The sequence below is a fragment of the Neorhizobium sp. LjRoot104 genome, from assembly GCF_964253725.1.
GTDB lineage: Bacteria > Pseudomonadota > Alphaproteobacteria > Rhizobiales > Rhizobiaceae > Neorhizobium.
The window spans coordinates 326,246-344,166 of the sequence record NZ_CAXURS020000002.1; the positions used below are offsets into that span (position 1 = coordinate 326,246).

12 protein-coding genes and 1 pseudogene are annotated in these 17,921 nt (G+C 57.7%); 4 read left to right on the forward strand and 9 right to left on the reverse strand.

Annotated elements, in window-relative coordinates; all coding sequences use genetic code 11:
• Positions 1–178: 178 nt before the first annotated feature.
• The 3 genes from ACSQ8R_RS23700 to ACSQ8R_RS23710 all read right to left on the reverse strand — a co-directional run bounded on the left by ACSQ8R_RS23700 (position 179) and on the right by ACSQ8R_RS23710 (position 4,001).
• Positions 179–433 (reverse strand): hypothetical protein, encoded by a 255-nt coding sequence (locus ACSQ8R_RS23700; protein WP_436255821.1) that lies wholly within the window; start codon positions 431–433, stop codon positions 179–181.
• Positions 434–1,086: 653 nt separating this feature from the next.
• Positions 1,087–2,802, reverse strand: a complete 1,716-nt coding sequence (locus ACSQ8R_RS23705) for a putative bifunctional diguanylate cyclase/phosphodiesterase (protein WP_436255822.1) — start codon at positions 2,800–2,802, stop codon at positions 1,087–1,089.
• A 269-nt stretch (positions 2,803–3,071) separates the two neighbouring features.
• Positions 3,072–4,001 carry a LysR family transcriptional regulator gene (locus tag ACSQ8R_RS23710; RefSeq protein WP_436255823.1) on the reverse strand — a complete coding sequence of 310 codons (930 nt, stop codon included), beginning with the start codon at positions 3,999–4,001 and terminating at the stop codon, positions 3,072–3,074.
• A gap of 102 nt (positions 4,002–4,103) precedes the next feature.
• Between ACSQ8R_RS23710 and ACSQ8R_RS23715 the strand changes: the two genes are divergently transcribed.
• Positions 4,104–4,919: an SDR family NAD(P)-dependent oxidoreductase gene (locus ACSQ8R_RS23715; RefSeq protein ID WP_436255824.1), complete on the forward strand. Its 816-nt coding sequence runs from the start codon at positions 4,104–4,106 to the stop codon at positions 4,917–4,919.
• Positions 4,920–5,142: 223 nt separating this feature from the next.
• Positions 5,143–5,322 (forward strand): hypothetical protein, encoded by a 180-nt coding sequence (locus tag ACSQ8R_RS23720; protein ID WP_436255825.1) that lies wholly within the window; start codon positions 5,143–5,145, stop codon positions 5,320–5,322.
• A gap of 114 nt (positions 5,323–5,436) precedes the next feature.
• Here ACSQ8R_RS23720 and ACSQ8R_RS23725 read toward each other — a convergent pair whose 3' ends face one another.
• Complete coding sequence (locus ACSQ8R_RS23725; protein ID WP_436255826.1) at positions 5,437–7,203, reverse strand: sensor domain-containing phosphodiesterase; 1,767 nt, start codon at positions 7,201–7,203, stop codon at positions 5,437–5,439.
• Between the two features lie 1,001 nt (positions 7,204–8,204).
• Complete coding sequence (locus ACSQ8R_RS23730; RefSeq protein WP_436257260.1) at positions 8,205–10,001, reverse strand: glycoside hydrolase family 15 protein; 1,797 nt, start codon at positions 9,999–10,001, stop codon at positions 8,205–8,207.
• 597 nt (positions 10,002–10,598) lie between these two features.
• Here ACSQ8R_RS23730 and ACSQ8R_RS23735 point away from each other — a divergent pair.
• Positions 10,599–11,392: pseudogene (locus ACSQ8R_RS23735) on the forward strand (BCCT family transporter); the annotation flags it as partial.
• Between the two features lie 700 nt (positions 11,393–12,092).
• On the forward strand, positions 12,093–12,839 hold the full coding sequence (locus ACSQ8R_RS23740; RefSeq protein ID WP_436255827.1) for a potassium channel family protein: 747 nt from the start codon (positions 12,093–12,095) through the stop codon (positions 12,837–12,839).
• Positions 12,840–13,304: 465 nt separating this feature from the next.
• On the opposite strand, the gene ACSQ8R_RS23745 is transcribed toward ACSQ8R_RS23740, so the two are convergent.
• The 4 genes from ACSQ8R_RS23745 to proV form a co-directional block, all read right to left on the reverse strand.
• Positions 13,305–13,580 (reverse strand): helix-turn-helix domain-containing protein, encoded by a 276-nt coding sequence (locus tag ACSQ8R_RS23745; protein WP_436255828.1) that lies wholly within the window; start codon positions 13,578–13,580, stop codon positions 13,305–13,307.
• A 58-nt stretch (positions 13,581–13,638) separates the two neighbouring features.
• On the reverse strand, positions 13,639–14,538 hold the full coding sequence (locus tag ACSQ8R_RS23750; RefSeq protein WP_436255829.1) for a glycine betaine ABC transporter substrate-binding protein: 900 nt from the start codon (positions 14,536–14,538) through the stop codon (positions 13,639–13,641).
• 62 nt (positions 14,539–14,600) lie between these two features.
• Positions 14,601–15,482 carry an ABC transporter permease gene (locus ACSQ8R_RS23755; RefSeq protein ID WP_436255830.1) on the reverse strand — a complete coding sequence of 294 codons (882 nt, stop codon included), beginning with the start codon at positions 15,480–15,482 and terminating at the stop codon, positions 14,601–14,603.
• Positions 15,483–15,515: 33 nt separating this feature from the next.
• Positions 15,516–16,748, reverse strand: a complete 1,233-nt coding sequence (gene proV, locus ACSQ8R_RS23760; RefSeq protein ID WP_436255831.1) for a glycine betaine/L-proline ABC transporter ATP-binding protein ProV — start codon at positions 16,746–16,748, stop codon at positions 15,516–15,518.
• Positions 16,749–17,921 lie beyond the last annotated feature (1,173 nt).

Below are 17,921 nucleotides of genomic sequence, written 5' to 3' on the forward strand. Positions count from 1 at the left end.
TGCGTTCGGTAATGTCGATCGGTTCCGATGACCCGTAGACAGCGGTCGCCCTCAAATACGTCACGCCCCTTGGCTGCGACGCAGCGGACAATCTCATCTTCCTTGCCGATCGTCCGGTATTCGACGTCGTCCACCGCGCGCAATGTCGGAACTGCCGCAGCCGGTGGAGCCGTCCTGATCAGGATCCATCGGCATAAGCGCAGTTTGAAAGCCGCAGATGTGCAGCGGCGATGCGCGTCGTCACGGCGAGAACTTCATCGGCATCATACAGGCTGGCGACAGCCTGACCAAGATCGTCGAGGAACCGATATAGTTCCTCACTTTGTGCAAGCCGGCGCGCGGCGAGCACGCGCTGGGTGATATCGAAGACTATTGCCAAGGAGCCGATCGGCTCGCCGGTGCCGTCTCGTATTGGTAGGTACTCCAGGTCCATCCAAACCCGCTCAGCCCTGTCATGTCTCCAGAGCTCCAGCTCCTGGGAATGGAAGCTCAGCGATTCACCACTCAATCCGGCTGCAATCACTATTGCGTTAAAGTCGGCGGCTTCGGGCTAGACCTCGAGTAGCGTTCCACCGAAAGTAGCTGGGTGGCGCGGTCCCCACATTTCCGCATAGACGTCGTTGTAGATAAGGACGCCCTCAGGACCCAGAGCACCACCATGGGGAACCGGAGACGTCAAAATGGTCTGGACGTTCGCCTTCAGCTCTACTGGCCAGTCAGGGAGAGGTCCCAGAAGCGTTGCTCCCCAGTCCATTCGTCGAATAATGTCGCCAGCTTCACCGCCGCCGATGAGGGAATATCCAAGGATTCGTTTTGCATCATCCATCGGTCCACATTAGTATGTGCCCGGCCAAATCGACAGATGGCATTCTATTCAAGTAGGGGTAGTTCATCGTCAACCGAACCTGGCGGTCGGCTCGACCGCGCGAAACTGAGGTTCCCCAAACACGAGCTATCGAAGCGGACTGAGCACCAGCGGCTTCGCCTACAGGTAGAGCCCAATTTAAAAAGACGGCTCGCGTTAGCAGTTCGGTGAAAGGTCCGCAGCGGCACGCGAGCGCAGTGCGACGGTATGCAAACCCGCTTCTATCCTGCCAACACTGCGTGATCTCCGGACATTGCCGAACGTTCTGTCTCTAGTTGTTCAACTAAACTGGGGAATGGCATTGGCTTGCCATACAGGTACCCCTGTCCGCATGGACATCCGAGCGCAATCAGGGACTTTTCCTGTTCCTTCGTCTCGATCCCTTCCGCGATCGTCTCCAGGCCCATATCATGCCCGAGTCCAATCAGGGCTCTGGTGATCGCCGCGTCGCTGGTGCGGCTGTCGATGTTGCCTAAGAAACCGCGGTCGATCTTCAATGTTGTGATGGGATAGCGTTGGAGCGAGCTGAGCGAGGCGTATCCAGTCCCGAAGTCATCAAAGGCAATTCCGACGCCAATCTTACGCACAGCTTTCATGGCCTCATACGACCGATCATTATCGGCAAGAGCAATCGTCTCCGTCACTTCAAGTTCGAGAAGATCGGGCCGAAGTGAATGCCGCTGCAGCGCATTGGCGACCTTGTGAATCAAGTTCGGCGCCCGCAATTGACCAGGGAAGAGGTTGACCCCCACTCTGATATCGTGGCCGGACCGCTGCAATTCGCTGGCCCGCTTTGTCGCCTCGTCCAGCGTCCACCAGCCGATTTCCAAGGCAAGCGCGCTTTGATCCAGTGCCGGCAGGAAGGCCGCGGGCGACAAAAGGCCCCGGCGCGGGTGATGCCAGCGAAGCAGGCCTTCGACTCCGATGGTCCTCCCGGTAATGAGATGGACCTGCGGCTGGAAGAAGAGCTCGAGTTCTCCTTGGCGCAAAGCTTGGAGAAGCTCATCGCGGAGCGCCCGACGGGCTGAAGTCTCGCTGCGCATACTGGGATCGTAGAGGCGAATCCCATGGCCACCATCGGCTTTTGCGCGGTACAGCGCGAAATCCGCGCTTGCGATAAGCTCATCTGCTTCTTGTCCGTGTGCGGGAGCGAGCGCGATACCAATACTCGTCCCGACCTCCAGCACCTGGCCTCCGAGTTCGAAGGGTTTTTGAAATCCCTCCTGGATTGCCTGGCCCTGAGCGTGGGCCTTGAGCGGGTCATCCGTATCATTCAGCAGGATGGCGAATTCATCCCCGCCAATACGGGCGACGTGGGCGCTCTCCGCTAGCATGTAAGGTAGTCGCACGCCGATGGCCTGAAGGAGCGTGTCGCCGACCACGTGGCCGTGCGTGTCGTTGACTTCCTTGAATCCGTCCAGATCAAGGAGGAGGATCGACAAAGGTCGACCAGCCGTCATTGCGTCGGACAAAAGGCTCGTGAACTGGCGGCGGTTGAGCAGCCCGGTCAACGTGTCCTGGCTCGCCATCCGCAGAAGCCGTCCCTCCCGTTTCCGTCGCTCGGAGATATCGGTAATCACGGCACCTGCGCAAAACCCGCGAGGGCCTTGCCAAGTTGAAAGTGTTATCTCAATCGGAAATTCTGCCCCATTCTTTTTGAGTGCAAAGACCTCGACCGGCCTGCCGCCAAGATGGGGAGCGTTCCCCTCGGCGGCCTTCTGAAGGCCGGCCGTGTGAGCGCCGCGCATTCGCTCCGGAATTATGATTGTGATTGGCTGGCCGATCATTTCGGCCTGGGTGTAGCCAAAGAGTAGGCAGGCGGCGGGGTTGATGAACTCGATGTTGCCGCGATTGTCGATGGAAATCAACGACAGCCGGGTCGCCTCGGCAAACTTGGCTGCTATCAATGCAAGGGTCCGGTCACTTTTGACTTTCATCGGTTTGTCCGTCGGCAAGGCCCGGTCCGTTCATCTCACTAGGTGTGACAATATCTGCCAACCATAGACTGTATCTAATGTAAGTCTCCGCAATAACAGTGAAATTAGACTTAAGGCTTGCATTTTTACGCGGGACTTCTTCTCCTCACTCGATTTCTGCTATGTCAGTCCGTCTTACCACCTCAGTTATCTCAGCCCTTTCAGAGCGCGCGAGTGTCTTAAGCTGCCATTCGGGAAAAACGCACACTGATGGCCTCGCGTCATTGTCTCTATGACGACTTTGATGGCGGAGAGGGGTCGATTCTTCGAGACCGCCTGCTCTCTCTGAGCGCTTCCTTGAACAATTCGAAAGCAGTCGTACCCTTCCGATCTGGGTAATAGAGGTGGTAGCCGGCAAATGGCTCGCACCACGGCTCCAGCAGACGGATGAGGCGGCCGTCTGCAATCGGCGCGGCCACCAGGTCCTCCAGGATGTAGAGGACGCCGAAACCCTCAAGCGCGGCGGCCACCAGCAGGTCGGCATCGTTAAATACAGGTCCACGGCGTGGAGTGACCGTCATCGCATGCCCGCCGCGCTCGAACGACCAGGGAGACAGGTTGCCATGCGCGTCACGATAGGCGACACAGCGATGCTCCGTGAGGTCGGCAGGCTCAATCGGCGCCGGATGATCCTTCAGATAGCCTGCGGCGGCAACCACTGCGACGCGAACCGGAGGCCCTATCGCGATCGCGATCATGTCCTTCTCCAACCGCTCGCCGAGCCGGATGCCTGCATCGTAGCGATCCGCCACAACGTCGGTCATGCCGTCCTCTACGCACACCTCCACCTCAATGCCGGGGTAGCGACGCATGAAGGACGGGAGCATCGGCCAGAGCACCGTGTCGGCGGCGTGCTTGCCCGTGGTGATCCGGATAGTGCCGATCGCTGCTCCAGGTGCGTGAGACAGCGCTTCGATCTCGTTGTCCAACCCTGCCAGTGCTGGCGAAAGGGTGGCAAGCAGCCGCTCACCTGCAGCCGTCGGAGCGACACTGCGCGTCGTGCGGGTAAGCAGGCCAAACCCAAGCTGGCCTTCCAGCCGCTTCATCGTCTGGCTCAGGGCCGACTGTGTGACTCCAAGCCGCTTTGCGGCACGGGTGAAGCTGCGGTGTGAGGCGATTGCCGCGAAGACGGCGAGGTCGCTGAACTGATCCGGGCGCAATTCATGATCCCCGCTAATGGGGCCTATTACTCATTAGGCCATTATCGCAATCAATTAGCATGGCTACATAGAGGGCAACAATGGAAGAATGAGGAGCAGGCGATGGGCAAGGTTTGGTTGGTGACGGGCGCGAGCCGGGGACTTGGGCGAGAGATCGCGCGCGCGGCGCTCGATGCAGGCGAGACGGTTGTGGCAACGGCGCGTTCCGCTGATGCGGTGATCGATGCCTTCGGGAGCGAACACGACCGCCTGCACGCCATTGCGCTCGATATCACCGACGCAGAAGCCGCGCACTCGGTAGCCGCCAAGACCTGTAAACGGTTCGGTGCGATCGACGTGCTCGTCAACAATGCAGGCTACGCCGAACTCGGTTTCTTTGAGACCTTCACCGACGCCGCAGTGCGGCGTCAGTTCGAGGTTAACCTGTTCGGCACGATGAACGTCGCGCGCGCGGTCGCTCCTCACATGCGGGAGCGTCGTTCAGGCCTCCTTGTCACCATTTCATCGGTGAGCGGGCTGGTCTCCAGCGGCGGTGGGTCGGTCTACTCGGCGTCGAAGTTTGCCGTTGAGGGATGGATGGAAGGCCTTGCGCAGGAGCTGGCGCCGTTCGGCATCCGCTCTCTCCTGGTCGAGCCGGGAATGCTGCGTACCGATTTTATGGACGGCAAGTCGGCGAGCTTCGGCAGCATCGACATTCCGGACTATGCCGAGGCGTCCGCGCAGTATCGCGCGTTCGTGGATGCTGCCAATGGCAACCAGCCGGGCGATCCCAAGCTGCTCGCGGCGCAGATCGTGGGGCTTGTCTCCCAGGCCAAGACGCCATCGCGGCTCATCTTCGGCGACGATGCCCGCCAGTGGGCCGCCACGAAGGTCGATCAATTGCGGCAAGAGATCGCGCAGTCCGTTGAGCACGTCTGAAACGGTTCGTTAACCATAGTCTGGTACTCTCAACTTATCGACGTGGTTCTCCTCCCTCCGCTGTCGAAGAAAAATCCTGGGCCGTGAGACATAGTCTCCGCCCCCTCTTGCGCTCACATATCTGAAGTTAGCCAAGATAAGTAGCTAGATCAGCTATTAAGCCGACGGGTCGAGGACACCGACCTCACATAAACAGGCTCGCACCAGACCAGGGCTATTGCTGATGTCGGCACTCGCCATGCCGGTAATCATACTGATCGGCGCACAGATCGACACGGTATCCGGACCATCAATCGGCGGTGGAGGCTACGATCTTGGTCCGTTTTTATATTCGTGGCTGCTGGTCATTATCACAGGCGTGTGGTCGGCCTGCGCCTGCGCGGCGGCTCTCGGCATTCGATAGAGAGAACAAGGAGATCTTGACCCTTTTTTTTGATCAGCGGAATCCACCTCACTTGGCGATTACCATCCGGTTCGACCGCCGCGGCCTTCAGGGCATCATTCCAGCATTTCGCGATCAGGCAGCAGAGGTCAAGTATACTGGGATCCGACCGGTGGCCAAAATCCCTTCTACTGCGGCGACCTCTAGCGGTCGCGCGAACAAATAGCCTTGCCCCTCGTTGCATCCCATGACGCGCAGCAGGTCGGCGACCTCAGGGACTTCAATACCTTCTGCAACGACGCGATATCCCATTTCATGGGACAGCCTGATCATCGAATGCACCAGCTTTTGCTCGCGTGAGCCTTCGCTCAGAGCCATTATAAAGGACCGGTCGATCTTGACTACGCTGACAGGAAGGCGCTGAAGATAGGAGAGGCTGCTATAGCCGGTCCCGAAGTCGTCGATCGCCAGGCTGATGCCATTGTCGACCAATTGATCAAGCTTTGAGAGGACCTGCACGCTGTTCTGCATCATTGACGTTTCAGTCAACTCGATCTCAAGGGCCTCGGGCGGGAGGTCGTTGGCAATAAGGCAATTCAGCACCTCGCCGACGATATCTTCCTTCAAGTTGCTCGCAGCAAAGTTGACGGACAGCTTCAGGACGATGCCCTGCCGGTGCCACTTTCCAAGCTGGCTGCAGGCTGTCGCGAGGACCCATTTCGTCATTGGCCACGCAAGAGCGCAATTTTCAATGACCGGTACAAACTCCCCTGGCGATATCTCGCCGAGCTCAGGATGCCGCCAGCGGAGGAGCACTTCGGCAGAGATGATCTCACCGGATGCCAGATCGACCCGCGGCTGCAGGACGACGCGAAGTTGCTCCCTGTCATTCAAAGCCGCCGCAAAATCGTTCAGGAGACGAAACTTCCTGCGGTAGTCCACATCATGACGATCGGAAAACACACCGACAGTTTCTTCGACCGCCCGCGTCTCCCGCGCCGCGCTTGACAGCGCCCTCAGGCAGTCGGTTGGCGACGTCACCTTTGGTTTGAACACCGTCATCGCGCACACTGGGGTTACTGCATACTTGATCTCGGCTCCGACAAGCTCCGTTTCGAGTAGCTTCAGGAGAGGGCTCCTATAGGCGGCCGCGCCGAGACCGGGCGGGGCCAGGAAAGCGAACTGCGCCGAGGACACATGATAAATTTGGAGGTCTCTCCCCAGGAAGGCCCTCAGCGAACGCGCAGCATCCTGTACGACTTGCTCGCAAGCGGCTGCTCCCATAACCGCCGATAGTCGTTCCATCTGATGCGGCTGCGCAAGATCAAGTACAACTGCAACCCTTTCCTCGTCGGGTGTATCTCGTGCCAGATCCGCCAGATCATCGCTGAACTGGATACGGTTCGGTAGCCCGCTGATTGGGTCAATTCGACCGAATGCGTGTTGCAGCTCAATTTGCGACATTACCATCGATGCGAGATCCTGAAGAGCGGCACTTTCAGCCTCAGTGATCTTTCTCGGCTCTGTACCCAGAACGCATAGCGCACCTAAGCAGTAACCCTCCCTCGTGGTCAGAGGGGCTCCTGCGTAAAAGCGTATGCCGCTTACACCGAGCAGGCTGTCACAGTAACGGCTATCGAGCGCAAAATCTTCGATAACGACAAACTCGGAAGAGTCTGCCACCTGCCCGCAAGGCGCTTTCTTTCTTGGAATGGCGTTGTGTTCAACGCCGACCTTCGACTTGAACCACTGTCGATCGCTATCGGTAAGCGAGATGGCGGCAATGGGAAGCTGAAAGATCTGGCTGGCCATTCGCGTGATGCGATCGAAGCTCTCGCTCGCCGGCGTATTGAGAAGATTGAGGCTGGTGAGCGCATCAAGGCGCATTTCTTCGTAGGTCATAATGATTAGCGTTGGCCCGGCAGTTGTTATACCGATCTTAGCGCTATCGTATTACGGCCAAGTTAAACAGTCTGTTATAAGAGTATTAGATCGGAAATTATTTGAGATTGCATCAATCGCCCGGGCTCATTCGTCTCAATTTCGGGGCCTTGACCTCGCGTATAAGTATAATTACTTAGGTTTAGCGTCACCGCGAGGGAACCATTGACGCCGAGATCTGATTGAATACAACATCTGCAAGCCGCAGAGGTGCGCGGCCGACGCGCGCCGACGTCTTCCTGCATTTGTCAAAGGTCCAGGAAGCCAATCTACGGACGTTGGAAAGCGGAACGCGCTTCAGTATTCGATCGGTTCCCGGAACGAAAAAGTGTTTGCCGAAGACTATCGATCGTTTCGAGGCCAAAGGCACTTCGGCGTGAGCCTCCGCCGGACGATTCAAGTTCGGGTTCCGGCTTTCAAGCCGCACGATCTGCTCCGGGCCTTGCGCGAGAGTGCCGGATTGGCGGCAACGCGGGAAGCCCCAGTGTCCTGAACGCCAGATTCCGGTGTCCACCTACCAGCGGGCGGAGTTCCGCCGCAACGCCTCTCTTGAGCTTCGTTGAGGATAGCGAACTCAGTTCTTCTGGATCTTCCTCAAGGGCGCCATTTTTGCGGATATGGAAATAACACTTGTGGGGTCTCCATCAGGAAAACCGCTGTAACCAGCCTCCACCTGCCATCGTTCCAAAAGAAAGGCCCGCCGAAGCGGACCTTCCCTCTCAACGAGAAGCCAACTCATCAAGGGCACTTGAATCGCCGACTTCGAAGATACAACGAGCCCCGACGCCACCTGTTCCACCTCCAGCGCTCCGATTGCACGGGGGCGGGTGTATTAAGCCCGGTCGACATCAGCGTTTGGGTGCTTGCCCTTGCCGGGGCTCCGCGGACGCTTGAACAGCGGCATCGTCTCCTGGGTGGTTCTTGTCTTTGCCGGGGTTCTGATAGGGGCGACGAAATCAGCTCTAATTTTTATCGGAACGCTCTCCCGCCGGGCCTTCCAGCCGGGCAAGATTGAGCGCCGTCGCGATGAGCCCCAGATGGCTGAAGGCCTGTGGAAAGTTGCCAAGCATCCGTCCCGCCACCGGGTCATATTCTTCCGAAAGCAGTCCGACGTCGTTGCAAAGGTCGCATAATCTGTCATAAAGCCGCTTTGCATCCGCGTGCCGTCCCAGCAGAACCAAGGCGTCACAGAGCCAGAAGCTGCAGATAAGAAAGGCACCTTCGCCTGAGGGTAAGCCGTCGTCGATGACTTCGGTCTCGTAGCGCAACAGCAGGCCGTCTCGCATCAGGCGTCGCTCAATCGCCTCCACAGTCGAGATGACGCGGCGGTCGTCCGGCGGCAGGAAGCCGACAAGAGGGAGCTGAAGAAGGCTGGCATCCAGCACCTTTGAGCCATAGCTCTGAACGAAGCTGCCGAGTTCCTCGTTATAAGCCTTCCGGCAGACATCGGCATGGATCTCATCAGCGACTGCGCGCCATCGGAGGGCCGCACCCGTGTCGTCCGAATCTTCGGCAAGCCTCGCCGTGCGGTCGAACGCCACCCACGCCATCACCTTGGAATGGGTGAAATGGTCACGTCCACCGCGGACCTCCCAGATCCCTTCATCCGGCTCACGCCAGGATTTTTCCAGAAACGGCAGAAGAACCCTGGCCATCGAATCGGTGCGCGGATGGGCGGGCAAGCCATGCTTGCGCGCCTGTGCCAGCGCATCGGCGACCTCTCCATAGACATCTAGCTGGAACTGGTCCGCCGCCGCATTACCGATCCGCACCGGCAGCGATCCTTCGTAGCCTCCCAGCCAGTCCAGTTCGAATTCGGGGAGAGAGCGTTCGCCGCCAACGCCGTACATGATCTGCATCTGCTCCGGCGTTCCGGCAATCGCCCGCATCAACCATTCCCGCCAGGCCGTCGCCTCGTCGAAATAGCCAAGGTTCATGAAGGCCATCAGCGTCATCGTGGCGTCGCGCAGCCAACAGTAGCGATAGTCCCAGTTGCGCGGCCCGCCGATCTTTTCCGGCAGAGAGGTGGTTACTGCGGCAACAATGCCGCCGGTCGGCATGTAGGTCATGGCTTTCAGAGTGATCAGCGATCTCTTGACGATCGCACTGTAGCTGTTGACCGGTGGGCAGCGGCCGACAAAATCTTGCCAGAAGAATACCGTCTGCTGCAGCGCCGCTTCCGGATCTCGAGCGACAGGCACCGGCTCGTGAGAGGCGCTATGGGTGAGAGTGAACGCCAGACGTTGCCCTTCCGAGACAGTGACAGTCGCTTTGCTGTGAAAGTCCTCCCCCTTCAGTTCAACTGGACTCTCCAGTGTCAGGCGATGAGGCCCGGCGACAGCGGTCAGCCTGCCAGTTGCGACATGGCTGACCCACGGAACGCTGCGGCCGTAGTCGAAGCGGATGACGAGGTCGACCTCAAACTCGACGCTGCCGCTCCGGCCTTCGATGATGCGCACAATATTGCTGGTTCCGTCGCGCGGTGGCATGAAATCGATCACTGCTGCCTTGCCGGTTCCGACAGAGAATTCCGTTTCCAGCACCAGCGTGTCTTCAATATAAGCGCGGCCTACCCCGGTAACCGGTTGGCTCGGGGCGATCGACCATAGGCCGTTTTCTTCCGTTCCAAGAAGCGACGCGAAACAGGCCGGCGCATCGAAGCGGGGAAGGCATAGCCAATCGATCGACCCCATTTTTGAGACCAGAGCTGCCGTTTCACAGTCCCCAATCAACGCATAATCTTCGATCCGTGCTGCCAAAATCCTACCGCGCTTTTTGAACGACGATGCCATCAATTCGGAAAGACCAGATGCGGATAAAATGCAGCAGCGTCTCGATCGGGCATTTAAGGCAGGGAGGATGTCAGTCAACCCGAATCCTACCCACCTCGCATTATCGTGTAAACGACCTTGCCGTTCTTGGGATCATCCCGGTCATGCCCATGGATCTGATGCAGGAGGCTGAGGTCGCATTGAAACCTTTGGCTCAATGAAGACAAATGCGGCGCATCTATCCAAAAGTCACCACTGCTGGCGGATCGACTTCGTCTTTTCGATGGACGGGTGTTCCAGAGGACGATGCAAGGAAACTGTCCAGTTCATCTCATCTTGCACCAAGTCGCGTGATATACCTCACGGCTTGGTGGTGGCTTATCTGGTATTCCTCAGCGAGTTCTTCCGCTGAATATTGATCATTCATGATTGCATCCTCCTCTCCCTTGGAGACCGGCAACAGGCAGAATAGGTTCCGATCTGGAGCGGACTAGCTGTCCCCAACGACCGGAAGATGGAAGGAAGCTGATCTTCAAGTTCACAATCAATCCGCCCGTCTTCTTCGGATCTGTCGCGATCATCCTGATGTTTGTAGCTGTCGGAGCCGTTGTTCCGGCGCAGGCCGAGGCGATTTTCGGCGCGTTACAGTCCTGGATTCTCTCGTCCTTCGGCTGGTTCTACCTGCTCGCTGTTGGGGTCTTCTTGTTCGGCATCCTCATTCTTGCCTTTGGCCGATATGGCGAGCTGAAACTCGGGCCGGATGATAGCCAGCCGGAGTTCCCCTATCTCTCCTGGATCGCGATGCTCTTTGCTGCTGGCATGGGCATCGGGCTGATGTACTTCGCTGTCGGCGAGCCGATGACGCATTTCGCCGCCCCGCCAACCGCCGCCCCCCTCTCGATCGCGGCAAAACGGGAAGCGATGAGCGTGACCTTCTTTCACTGGGGCATCCACGCCTGGGCCATCTATTCCGTCGTCGGACTGTCGCTCGCCTATTTCGGCTACCGCTACAACCTGCCGCTGACCATCCGCTCGGGTCTCTATCCCATTTTGAAGGAGCGTATCAACGGCCCGATCGGGCACCTGGTTGATATCTTCGCCATCTGCGGCACGCTCTTCGGCATCGCGACTTCCCTTGGCTTCGGGGTTTTGCAGATCAATGCAGGCTTGAACTTCCTGCTCGGCGTGCCCGTGTCCTCTATCGTGCAAGCCGTGCTGATCTCGTCGTTATTTCGGCAATCGCCACGCTTTCCGTCGTCAGCGGCCTCGACAAGGGTGTGCGCATCCTCAGCGAGCTCAACCTGATCGTTGCTGTCGCGCTCATGGTTTTCGTGCTGGTCATGGCCCCGACGGCGCAGTTGATGCGGGATTTCGTGCAGGTGTCGTGGTCTCGATTTCGGGGTGGATTGATCCTGTGGTGTGCGGCGGCATGACCATGGCTGTTGCACGTGTCGATCTTGCTGGCTGATCGAACTGAACACGCTGGTCACCGGCGGCGACAAGTGAGCGCGCTCTTTGCCCTTTGACCGTCGCATTTTCGAATTGATCGCGGCGGGAAATTCCGCTCAACCTCAATAGGCGCAACGAAAGAAACCGCGTGGGTGGACCCCCCGTGAAGCTAGTTTCGACCCCGTCTAGCCGACAATCTCGCACTCCATTTCGTGGGACTCGACATCGACGTCCACACAGTCACCAACGCTGTAATCGACAACATCAGGCTCTTGCATGTCCAAGCTCGGCTTGTCAGCGCGAGCGTAAGCCATCTCCCAACCTCCCGCTTGCGCACCGCTGCAGAGCGTGCACATAAGGAGCGATCCCAGGACGTAGAAGTGTTTCATCCCCTCATTCTAGACGCTACGAGTTACTTCGGCCAGTCACGAGAGTGCGATTTCGAAAGCTATCTGCTCGATCTGATCCTGCCTGGCCGCGATCTGCCTTTCACCGGGCGGCGTAGGCGATTTCGATTGCCAGTGATACCGCACTCACCTTGACCATCCTTCTTCAAGCCTTAAGTTCACTTGTATGGATCAGCCGCGAGGACTCGGTGGGCTGCCACCCTCGCGGTTGGCTGACGTCAAGATGAAGCTCCTCCGCATCGAGCGTGGGCGAGACAGTTGGTCATTGCGTTGGCAAACATGCCTGGCAATCGTGGACCTCAGTATCCTGGCATTTTTCATTCTCGGCCCGTACCTACGCAACGGCCCTTCCTACTTGATCATCGACTACATGATTGCAGCTTGGATGACAGGCGAGCTTGCCGCACGAGCAGTAGCCGCTAACAGCATCCCAGCGCTCCTAAAACGCCCGATGACCTGGGTTGACATCGTTATCCTTGGCACGCTGCTCTTTCCCAACACGCTGTTTAATTTCGCCTTCTTGAGAGCCATGCGCATCTGGGCGATAGGTCGCAGCCCGCTTCTTCAGGTGGCGATGGAGCGTGCAGGTTATGCGTCATACTTGGATGCAGCCCGAGCTTGCTTGAACTTCCTCGTTTTCCTGTTCATGGTGACCGGCTTCGTCTACACGACATTCTTCTACCGCCAAGACGGACTTGAAGGTTTCATCGACGCTCTCTACTTCACTGTCGCGACGATGACGACAACAGGATTTGGCGACATCACACTTCCCGGGCCCTTGGGAAAGCTGACGTCGGTCGTTACGATGATCGTCGGCATCTCGCTATTCGTCAGACTTGCTCAGACCGTCGTGCGTCCCTACAAGGTGAGTTACCAATGTTCACAATGTGGACTGCAGCGACACGACGCCGACGCCGTTCATTGCAAAGCCTGCGGTCAACTCCTCAACATTCCAAACAACAATGAGTGATCACTCGCTAAATCCCTCCTTTGGATGACATACTAATCTGGTGGGTTGGGATCAGAGGTGGCTGGGCACACATATGCTGACCGCGAATATCGCTGGCCGAAGGGAGCAACGGCTTAGAGTGTCATTTCGCCCCCAGGCGGAACCGACCCCGATCACGAATTCAAGGTGTCAACGATGAGGAGACCAAGCGTTCGCTCTTCCCCTCGAACTATCCACCGACAGTCCTTAGCAGAAGCGGAGAGAAGAATCCGACAAATTGCTGCGACGCCAAACGCCTCCACGTTCCGTCGAAAGAAACAGACTTAGGGCAAAATTGGCGAAAAAGGCCGCTCAAGATCCAGTGCCGCCCGTCTTCGCGCCAGCGATGGAGTATCAGCCGAAAAAAGACGCGGTTTCCACGCCCTGCCAAGTCGATGCTTTGCGGCACGCAGCCTATTGGGCTGCGCGTCGCACTACTTTGGCCGGTCACTGCACCGACGGATCACTTGGCCAACCTGGTCCAGGGCCAAGCCCTATCGCGAGCCATAGTACGCTCACATTCAACGACGCCGCTATGTTGTCAATATGGCCAACGCCCGGATCGCTTCGATCATTTTCCCACGCCTGCCAGACGTCTCTGTGCACTCCAGTCATTTGCGCTGCTTCTTCGATCGACAAAGCCGAGATATCGCGGGCGAGCGACATCCGGCCCCCGAGGGTATCGCTATCCGTGGGAGCGGATTGAATGATCTGTCTTTGCATCAAGAACTCCTTTCAAGGCCCGGCCTCCCGAGCTGAAACCTGGAAGGCCGGGGCGGCGTCAGCTTTCGTCACCTACCCAGGTTTTCACCTGATCAGGATGATTCTTGATGTATTCTGTAATCGCCTCGTCGTAAGAGGTTTCTTGGGCAACGAACATAGCCGCCTCAAGATCGCCGATCGGCAACTTCATGCGCGACAGAAAGCCCGCCACTTTCGGATTTTCAGCTTTGAAGTCCTTGCGGGCGATGATGTCCACATGCTCTGCCTCGCCCAGCGACGTCTTCGGATCGACGATATAGCGCAGCTTGTATTTCCCGAACATCCAATGCGGGCTCCAGGACGTAGCGACGAACCATTTTTCGCTACGCATCGCCCGATCGACGGTAGTCAGCATACCCGCCTCGCTTGAGATCTGCAGCTTGTAACCGCCGAGGCTGTAGTCCTTCAGTGCCTTTTGCGAAAGACGCGTGAGGCCGGCACCTGGATCAATACCCTGAACAGTACTGGACAGCTTTTCCTGCACGTCCGGCTTCTTGAGATCCTCGATCGAAGCGATCGCGCTTTCCGGGATATAGGCCGGGACCACCCAGCCCAGCTTTGCGCCATCATAAACCGTGCCGATGGTTTCGACGCGGTCCTTGATCTTGGCGAAATAATCAGCATGGGTCTGAGGCAGCCAGGCCATCATCATGAGGTCGATATCGCCGCGGCTGACACCCTGGTAGAGCGGCGCGACGTCAGTCTGGACGAGTTCGACCTCGGCTCCCAGTTCGTCTTTGATCAGCTTGGCGGCGAGCTTGGTGACGAATTCGGCATCCGACCATGCGGCCCAGCCAATCTTTACCGGCTTAGCATCTTGCGCCATCGTCGTAGTCACGGAGCCGGTCAGAAGTGCTGCGGCAAGCCCGAAGGTTGCTCCGAGGGTTGCCCGGCGGGTGATCGAAAGTGTTGTGAACATAAATTCTCCTTTTTGGGAGTTGGGTTCGCGGGTTCGGCACCCGCATGGTTCGGCGGAGGGGCTCAGACGGTTGCCGTCACCAGTTCCTCGCGCTCGTTCCTTTTGAAAAGCGCCTGCCAGTACCCGGCGCTGGGCTTTCCGAGGGATTGGGTAAGACGATCCAGAATGACTGCGAGGATCACGACTGCAAGGCCGCCCTCGAAACCAGTCCCGACATCAAGGCGCTGGATGCCGGTCAGGACGGTGTTTCCGATGCCGCCGGCGCCGATCATAGAAGCAATTACCACCATCGACAGAGACAGCATGATTGTCTGGTTGATGCCCGCCATGATCGACGGCATGGCATTCGGCAATTGGACCTTGAAGAGCAGCTGGGTCGAGGTGCAACCGAATGCATTGCCTGCCTCGATGAACTCGTTATGCACTTGGCGGATGCCAAGGTTCGATAAACGGACCACGGGCGGCATGGAAAAGATTACCGTGGCGATTGCCCCCGGCACCGCGCCGAGACCGAAGAACATGGCTGCCGGTATCAGGTAGACGAATGCCGGCATGGTCTGCATCAGGTCGAGGATCGGCCGCACGACGGCGGCGACGGCCTCCCGGCGAGCCATAGCGATTCCGAGAGGCAGTCCGGCGAGGATTGCAATCAAAGTAGAAGCTATAACCAGCGAGAGTGTTTCCATCATGGCGTCCCACAGGCCCATGTGAACGACGAGCCAAAGGGCGAGGCCAGTGAGTACGCTGAAACCAATGCCGACCCGCCACAGCGACAGTGCGATGAAGATGGCGATGCCGAGCGGCATGGGAAGTGCGGCCAGCCCACTCTGGATTGCGTCGGTTACGAAGCCGATCATGGCGGCGATGAAATCGAGGACAGGGGAGAAGTTGTCCAGAACGTAATTGACGGCGGCGTCGATGCCGTCACCGATATCGAAATTCATTTTCTGTCTCCGGTGTTTGCCGGTTGGAAAAAATCAGCTGGTGCGGTCGAGCGTTTCAAGCAGCGTCGATTTGCTGATGGAGCCGAGATACCGTTTGCCGTCGTTGATGACGGGAACTGGCCAAGGACTAGCGGCGACCTTGCCGAGAACGTTCGACAGGGGTTCGTCTGCTGGGATCGGTTCGATCTCGGACAAAAAGGCATCGCGATAAGGATCCGCGCTCTTGGCACGGAGTTTCTCAAGCAACGAGGCCTGGCTGATCATGCCGTGATACGTCTTGTCACGGCCGAGGATGATCGCGTATTCGCGATCGAAATTCTTCATACGTTCAAGAGCTGCGGCTGCCGAGACGCCCTGGCGCTCGATGATTGTCACTTGCGTCTTTCGGGCGACGTCGCCGGCCTTGAACACCTGGCTGATGTCGACATTGCGGAAGAACGACCGGACGTAATCGTTGGCCGGGCTCATGACAATTTCGTCGGGCGTACCGACCTGGATAACGGTGCCGTTCTGCATGATGCAGATGCGGTCACCGATGCGCATCGCTTCGTCAAGATCATGGCTGACGAAAACGATGGTGCGGCTGTGTTCGGCCTGAAGACGAACGAGTTCGTCCTGCATTTCGGTCCGGATGAGTGGATCGAGCGCTGAAAACGCTTCATCCATGAGCAGGATGGTTGGTTCGCTGGCGAGCGCACGGGCAAGCCCGACCCGCTGCTTCATGCCGCCTGAGAGCTGGTCGGGCCGGCTTTCGGCATAACCTTCCAGGCCGACGGCCTTCAAGGCTGCCAGCGCCTTTTCCTTGCGTTCAGCCTCAATCACACCCGCGACCTCGAGACCGAAGGCGGCATTGTTGAGCACGGTTCGATTGGGCAACAGCGCGAACGACTGGAAGACCATGCTGATGTCTCGGCGGCGGACCTCGATCAGTTCCCGGTGCGACATCCTGGTTATGTCTTTACCGTCGACTTCGATCGAGCCGCAAGTTGGTTCGATAAGGCGGTTCAAAAGCCGGAGAAGCGTAGACTTTCCTGAGCCCGAAAGGCCCATGATGACGAAGATCTCGCCGGCCTTGATGTCAAAGCTGGCATTGTTGACGCCCATCGAACAGCCCGTTGAGACGTGGATTTCGGTTTTTGTCTTCCCGGCGCGAACCATATCCAACGCCTTGTCTGTGTGCTCACCGAAAATCTTGTAGACGCTCTTGAGACTGATTTTCGCCGGAGCCAGTGGAGCCAACGCATCATTTGCAGTTTTAGAAGTCATAAATTAGGTTAGCCCGGCATACCGCGAGGGCATTCTCCTTCTCCTTTCGGCTCGTCAGTTCTCAGCCACAACTCCACGAGAGTTGTGCCGAAACGCCGTCCGAAATTGTTTCATTTGCGACGCAATGACGTCGGCTACGTATCACGACTTCATCCCGAGAACTCGAAGTTAGCTGAATTCCCCAAACTTTCCCTCAACGTTTCGCCTTCGAGAATCGGGCTCGTCGAACCCAACACATGACGGAGTTGTAAGGCGATGATCAAACCATGTCCATAAAAAACCATAATTAAATCATTGGGCATGTATAGTCGCGTTGGAAATAGCGAAGCTGTGGCCCTTAGGATTCAGGTGAACTGCCTCATCTGACAATGGCCTCTAACTTTTCCGTGATACGGGATTCGAGAGTAAACGTACTAACGTTTTCAGTGTTCCGTTTACGACATCGCCCGAATGTGGGGGCACTCTGTTGCGTCGGATATTGTACCGCCGATCCCCGAAACAGTGGAACCACCCAAGGGCGGAGTCGGAATGTCCCGGTCAAGGAAGGCAAGCGCCTCGTCAGAGAGTGCGCGGTGCCTGGAAGATCGAAGACTGGGCGGGTCGCGTCGCCGGTGCTAGCGAACTTCGTCAGGATTTCGGTGCCCCATTCAACTCTTCACTGTTGGCAACATTCCGACGAGCTCCCAGGGCTGCTGAAAGGCGAAGAAACATGTGTTGGCCGAGCTACTCATTGATAGTGTCCGGTCTTGGCGATCTCCGCGATCGTCGGTCTCGCTGCGTCACCGTGTAGCTTGGCTCTCGTTACGTCAACCAACCGGTGCCCAGCGGGCCCTGCGCAGCCCATAGGCGCCGACATCGAACAGACTGTTGTTCATGCTGAGTGCGCCGACAATCCGGTCGTGACTGATGCAAAACGCGCTCGGGCGGTCATCTGTGGCGGAAATGGCGAAAAATGGGGAATTCGAGGGAGGGGAGGAGCAAAAGGTATCTGCGCAAGGGGTTGAACGATCGCGATGACCGCCATGAGTGTCCCAATTAGTAGCGGCTGTTCCGCTGATCCTCGCCGAAATCTGCTCAGTAGGCCGGAAAAGCAAGCGTTTCCGTTCACTCTGGGCGACCGACAAGGGACAAACGATCATTTGCCAATGTTCAAGGCGAAGATACCGTAGCTCC

Coding starts and splice junctions, on each gene's coding strand:
- ACSQ8R_RS23705 (WP_436255822.1), bottom strand. CDS start 2,802: ATGAAAGTCAAAAGTGACCGGACCCTTGCATTGATAGCAGCCAAGTTT.
- ACSQ8R_RS23720 (WP_436255825.1), top strand. CDS start 5,143: ATGTCGGCACTCGCCATGCCGGTAATCATACTGATCGGCGCACAGATC.
- ACSQ8R_RS23740 (WP_436255827.1), top strand. CDS start 12,093: ATGAAGCTCCTCCGCATCGAGCGTGGGCGAGACAGTTGGTCATTGCGT.
- ACSQ8R_RS23750 (WP_436255829.1), bottom strand. CDS start 14,538: ATGTTCACAACACTTTCGATCACCCGCCGGGCAACCCTCGGAGCAACC.
- ACSQ8R_RS23725 (WP_436255826.1), bottom strand. CDS start 7,203: ATGACCTACGAAGAAATGCGCCTTGATGCGCTCACCAGCCTCAATCTT.
- ACSQ8R_RS23755 (WP_436255830.1), bottom strand. CDS start 15,482: ATGAATTTCGATATCGGTGACGGCATCGACGCCGCCGTCAATTACGTT.
- proV (WP_436255831.1), bottom strand. CDS start 16,748: ATGACTTCTAAAACTGCAAATGATGCGTTGGCTCCACTGGCTCCGGCG.
- ACSQ8R_RS23700 (WP_436255821.1), bottom strand. CDS start 433: ATGGACCTGGAGTACCTACCAATACGAGACGGCACCGGCGAGCCGATC.
- ACSQ8R_RS23745 (WP_436255828.1), bottom strand. CDS start 13,580: ATGCAAAGACAGATCATTCAATCCGCTCCCACGGATAGCGATACCCTC.
- ACSQ8R_RS23715 (WP_436255824.1), top strand. CDS start 4,104: ATGGGCAAGGTTTGGTTGGTGACGGGCGCGAGCCGGGGACTTGGGCGA.